Here is a 4,004-nt window from a genome sequence, read left to right on the forward strand (position 1 = left end):
GGCCCCTTGCTTTTCTCTTTCTTCCTTTTCTACCCCGCGCCCCCGCCGGGGCGGGCCCGCGCCCGATGGCGCCGGGGGGGGGGGCCCGGGGGCCCCCGCCCCCCTTTCACCCCAACCCCAACCCCCGGGCGGGGGCGGGGGCCGGCGCCGAGCCGTTGATCCGCCTCATCCGCGACGGGGCTGTCGAATTCGCCGCCGAAGTTCCGGAGGCCGACCTGCCGGTCTTGGCCATCGGCCAGCCGGTCAAGGTGAAGCTTGCCGGCCGCACCGGTGAGATCAATGGCACGGTGCGCATCGTTGCTCCCAAGATCGACCGTGAGACCCGACTGGGATCGGCACAGATCAGGCTCGACACCAAGGAGCCGCTGTTTGCCGGAGCCTTCGGCAAGGCCGAGGTGATCTTCGCCAGGCGTGAGGCCATCGTCGTCGCCGACAGCGCGCTGGTCTATGGCCGAGGCACCGACGATTGCGCGGTGTTCGTCGTCAACGAAGGCCGCGTGCAGCGCCGTCCGGTCGAGACAGGCCTGCGCAAGAGCGGCAAGGTCGAGATCCGCGCCGGCCTCGAGCCCGGTGAACGCATCGTCGCAAAGGCAGGTGCCGCCCTGCGCGAAGGCGACGCGGTGACGGTCGTCGACCTGGCGCAGGCTGGAAGCGTCAAGAAGTAACAGGCCCCGAAAGTCGGAACGACCTTCGGACACCATCGAGTGTAAAAATGCAGGCTAGCAACATCTCTGCCTGGGCGATCCGCAAGCCGGTCCCCACCATCGTCCTGTTCATCGTGCTGACCTTCGCGGGTCTGGCCGCCTTCATGCGGCTGCCGATCAACGCCAACCCCAACGTCACCTTCCCGATCGTCACCGTGACGGTGACGCAGTCGAGCGCCGCCCCGGCGGAACTGGAGACACAGGTCACCCGACGCGTCGAAGGGGCGGCGTCCGGACTTGCCGGCGTCAACCACATCAAGTCGACCGTCACCACCGGCTCCTCGGTCACCGAGGTCGAGTTCAAGATCGGCGTCGACCCCGACCGTGCCACCAATGACGTGCGCGAAGCGATCCAGCAGATCCGCTCGGACCTGCCGCAGTCGATCCAGGAGCCGGTGATCTCGCGCGTCGACGTCGATGGCAGCGCCATCCTCTATTATACGGTCAAGGCGCCGCGCATGACGCCGGTCGAACTGTCCTGGTTCGTCGACGACACCATCAATCGCGAACTGCTCGCCGTCAGTGGCGTGCAGAAGGTGCAGCGGCTGGGCGGCGTCGCTCGCGAGATCCGCGTCTCGCTCGATCCCGACAAGATGCAGGCGCTCGGTGTGACGGCCGACCAGGTCAACTCGGCCCTGCGCGACATCAACGCCAACATTCCGGGCGGCCGCGGCACCATCGGCGGACGCGAGCAGTCCATCCGCGCGCTCGGCAGCGTCAAGACGGTGGAGGAGCTTGCCCAGCTTTCCGTACCATTGCCGGACAGGCGCTGGGTGAAGCTGGCCGACATTGCAACCGTCACCGACGGTGCCGCCGAACCGCGCTTCTTCGCACGGCAGGATGGCGAGGCGACCGTCGGCTTCTCCGTTTCGCGCGGCAAGGGCTACAGCGACACCACTGTCGCCGACGCCACTCGTGCCCGCATTGCCGAAATTCAGGCGCGCTCGCCGGACATCGAGATCAAGGAACTGATCTCGACCGTGCAATACACGATGGAAAGCTATGACGCCGCCTCGACCGCGCTGGTGGAAGGCGCGGTGCTGACGGTCATCGTGGTGTTCCTGTTCCTGCGCAACTGGCGCGCCACCATGATCTCGGCGCTGGCGATGCCGCTGTCCATCCTGCCGACCTTTGCGGCAATGGATCTGCTCGGCTTCACCTTGAACTCGATCAGCCTGCTGGCGCTGACGCTGGTCATCGGCATCCTGGTCGACGATGCCATCGTCGAGATCGAGAACATCGAGCGTCACATCCATCTGGGCAAGCGGCCCTATATAGCCTCGATCGAGGCAGCCGACGCCATCGGGCTGGCGGTGGTGGCAACGACATTGACAATCGTTGCCATCTTCGCGCCGGTAAGTTTCATCGGCGGCGCGGTCGGGCAATATTTCAAGCAATTCGGCCTGACGGTCGCCATTGCGGTGCTGTTCTCGCTGCTGGTCGCGCGTCTGCTCACGCCGCTGATGGCTGCCTATCTAATGCTGCCGGCAAAACAGGCCGCTCATGACGTGAAGCCGTCCCGGGTTTCGACCGGCTACACCTCGCTGCTCGCCTGGACGCTCGACCATCGCAAGACCGCGTTGGCCATCGTGGCGGTGATCTTCGCAGGCTCGATCGGACTGCTGACCATGCTGCCCACCGGCTTCCTTCCGACCAGCGACGGCAACCTGTCGCAAGTCAAGGTGACGCTGCCGCCCGGCACCCGGCTCAACGAGACCGAAAGCGTGACCGACGGCATCGCCAAGCAATTGCTGGCTCGGCCGGAAGTGGAGACGGTGCTGGTCACCTCCGAAAACGTCAACCAGGCAAACTTCCTGATCCGGCTGACCCCACGCAGCGAACGCAATGAAGACCGAAAGGGCTTCGAGGCAGCCGTGCGGCCGATCTTCGCCACGACACCCGACATCCAGTTCACCTTCCTGTCCGACGGTGGCGGGAAGGAGGTCGCGATCAATCTTGTCGGCGAAGATGCTGAGTTGCTGTCGGATGCTGCACGCAAGCTCGAAATGGAAATGCGTGGCCTGCCGCAGCTCGCCAACGTGCTGTCGAGCGAGCCGCCGCTGGCGCCCGAACTGGTGGTAAAGCCCCGGCCGGACGAGGCGGCGCGCCTTGGCGTATCGTCGATGGCGCTCGGAACCGTCGCGCGCATCGCGACACTGGGCGAGATCGATTCCGCTTCGGCTCAGTTCAACCTCGGCACGCGTCAGGTGCCGATCCGCGTGCTGCTGGATAGCTCCGCCCGCGCCGATCTGGAGGCGCTGCGCAAGCTGCGCGTCGGTACCTCCGGCGGCAAGATGGTGCCGCTCACTTCGGTGGCCGATATCACCTTCGGCGCCGAGGAAGGCCAGATCGAGCGTCTCGACCGCAAGCGCCAGGTCGCCATCGAGGCCAATCTCGACAATCATGCCACGCTCGGCACCGCCATGGCGGCGATCATGGAACTGCCTGCCTACAAGCAGCTGCCGGCGGGCGTCAGCCTCAAGGAATATGGCGACACCGAAGCCATGGCCGAGATGTTCCGCAACTTTGCGCTCGCGGTGCTGGCGGGCGTGCTCATGGTGGTCGCGGTGCTGGTCCTGCTGTTCAAGGACTTCCTGCAGCCGGTAACCATCCTGATCGCGCTGCCGCTGTCGCTGGGCGGCGCGGCGCTGGCCCTGATCATTGCGGGCTCGGCGCTCGACCTGTCGTCGGTCATCGGCATCCTGATGCTGATGGGTATCGTCGGCAAGAACTCGATCTTGCTGGTCGACTACGCGATCGAGGCAAGGCGCGAGGGCCTCGACCGGCGCGCCGCGCTGATGAAGGCCGGTACGACCCGCGCACGGCCGATCATCATGACGACGATCGCCATGGTGGCCGGCATGGTGCCGGCGGCCATCGGTGTCGGCGCCGATGCCGGCTTCCGCGCGCCGATGGCGATCGCGGTGATCGGCGGCCTGATCACCTCGACGCTGCTGTCGCTGGTGTTCGTGCCGGTAATGTTCACCGTCATGGACGATCTGAATGGCTGGCTCGCGCGCAGGCTGCGGCCGCTGACCTCGGTCACCGACGCCGATCGCGCTGCCGGAGAACTGCTTGTTGCTAGACAGGCCGAAACGCCGAGCTCATAACCCCCAGCTGGGCTCGGCCGGGGGGGGGGGGGGGGGGGGGGGGGGCGCGCCCCCCCCCCCCCGCCCCCGGGGGGGGGGGGGGGGGGGTGGGGGGGGGGGGGGGGGCGCCGCCCCCCCCCCCCCCCCCCCCCCCCCCCGACACTATGGCCAACGACGGAAACGGGAGCAGAACCGGGCCGCGAGAGAGCCC

At 67.0% G+C, this 4,004-nt stretch carries 3 protein-coding genes; 2 read left to right on the forward strand and 1 reads right to left on the reverse strand.

All coding sequences use genetic code 11. The annotated features are described in order from the left end of the window. The first annotated feature begins 155 nt into the window (after window positions 1-155). Both L4923_RS30590 and L4923_RS30595 read left to right on the forward strand, forming a co-directional pair. On the forward strand, window positions 156-665 hold the full coding sequence (locus L4923_RS30590) for an efflux RND transporter periplasmic adaptor subunit (protein ID WP_239370852.1): 510 nt from the start codon (window positions 156-158) through the stop codon (window positions 663-665). Between the two features lie 47 nt (window positions 666-712). Next, on the forward strand, window positions 713-3,814 hold the full coding sequence (locus L4923_RS30595) for an efflux RND transporter permease subunit (protein WP_239370853.1): 3,102 nt from the start codon (window positions 713-715) through the stop codon (window positions 3,812-3,814). Here L4923_RS30595 and L4923_RS30600 read toward each other — a convergent pair. Then, on the reverse strand, window positions 3,786-4,004 hold a 219-nt coding region (locus L4923_RS30600), incomplete at its 5' end, for a hypothetical protein (RefSeq protein WP_239370854.1). The two genes, L4923_RS30595 and L4923_RS30600, sit on opposite strands and share 29 nt — an antisense overlap.

The organism is Terribium retamae, assembly GCF_022347545.1.
GTDB lineage: Bacteria > Pseudomonadota > Alphaproteobacteria > Rhizobiales > Rhizobiaceae > Mesorhizobium > Mesorhizobium retamae.